1 protein-coding gene is annotated in these 984 nt (G+C 64.6%); it reads left to right on the top strand.

Translation table 11 applies throughout. The annotated features are described in order from the left end of the window. The first annotated feature begins 61 nt into the window (after positions 1-61). Entirely contained in the window at positions 62-955 is an 894-nt protein-coding gene (locus C7C46_RS23745; protein ID WP_110671939.1) for an IS982 family transposase, read from the top strand. The last annotated feature ends 29 nt before the right edge of the window (positions 956-984 follow it).

Raw genomic sequence — 984 nt, 5'->3', positions numbered from 1 at the left:
CTAGACGAGTAGTTCCGATGTCTGGCTGCGGAAACAGCAAGAGGGTCCCGATGATCCGTGTGTGACGACAGACCTCGAAACCCTCTTGACCGCACTCTACGTGAAGGTTGACGACGAGATCGGAGGAACCCGATGGATGGGCACGCCACCGCTACTGAGCGACAGCGAGCTGCTCTGCCTGGCGGTCGCGCAAGCGCTCCTCGGGTTCCATTCCGAGGCCCGGTGGCTGCGGTACGCGAACAAGCATCTGGCCGGCATGTTCCCTTACCTGCCGCTGCGACCCGGCTACAACAAGCGCCTGCGGTCCGCGCTTCCGCTGCTCAAGCGCATGATCCGGGAGCTGGCCATGGACAGCGACTTCTGGTTCGACAACCACTGGATCGTCGACTCGACACCGGTCCCGTGCGGGATGTCGCGCCCGACAGTGCAGCGCTCGAACCTGGCAGGCTGGGCTCAGTACGGCTACTGCGCGTCACATTCCCGGTTCTTCTGGGGACTTCGGCTCTACCTCGTCTGCACGCCCACGGGGATGCCGATCATGTGGGCGCTGGCGTCCGCGAAGATCGGCGAGCGCGAGGTGCTGTCCGCGATGTTGGAGGTCGACGCCGACTTGGTCGACGCCCGCGAGGGCATCCTGCTCATCTCGGACAAGGGCTTCGCGTCCAAACCGTTCGAGCGGGAGCTTCTCGGTCAAGGCATCGAGCTGCTGCGGCCTTCGCGCAAGCGCGAGAGGGAGCGATACGGCGAGCCGATGCTCAAGAAGGTCCGCCAGCTGATCGAGTCGGTCAACGACACCCTCAAGGGGCAGCTTGACCTGGAACAACACGGCGGGCGGACCATCGAGGGCGTCGCGATCCGCGTCGCCCAGCGGATCTTGGCGATGGCCGCAGGGAGCTGGCACAACAACCTGATCGGCGCACCGGTCACCCGCTCGCTGATCGCCTACGACCACTAATCACATCGGAACTACTCGTCTAGGGCCGG

It is taken from the genome of Streptomyces tateyamensis (assembly GCF_003205575.1).
Taxonomy (GTDB): domain Bacteria; phylum Actinomycetota; class Actinomycetes; order Streptomycetales; family Streptomycetaceae; genus Kitasatospora; species Kitasatospora tateyamensis.
The sequence above is the reverse complement of the archived record's forward strand: the minus strand, read 5'-3'. Positions and strand labels throughout refer to the sequence as shown.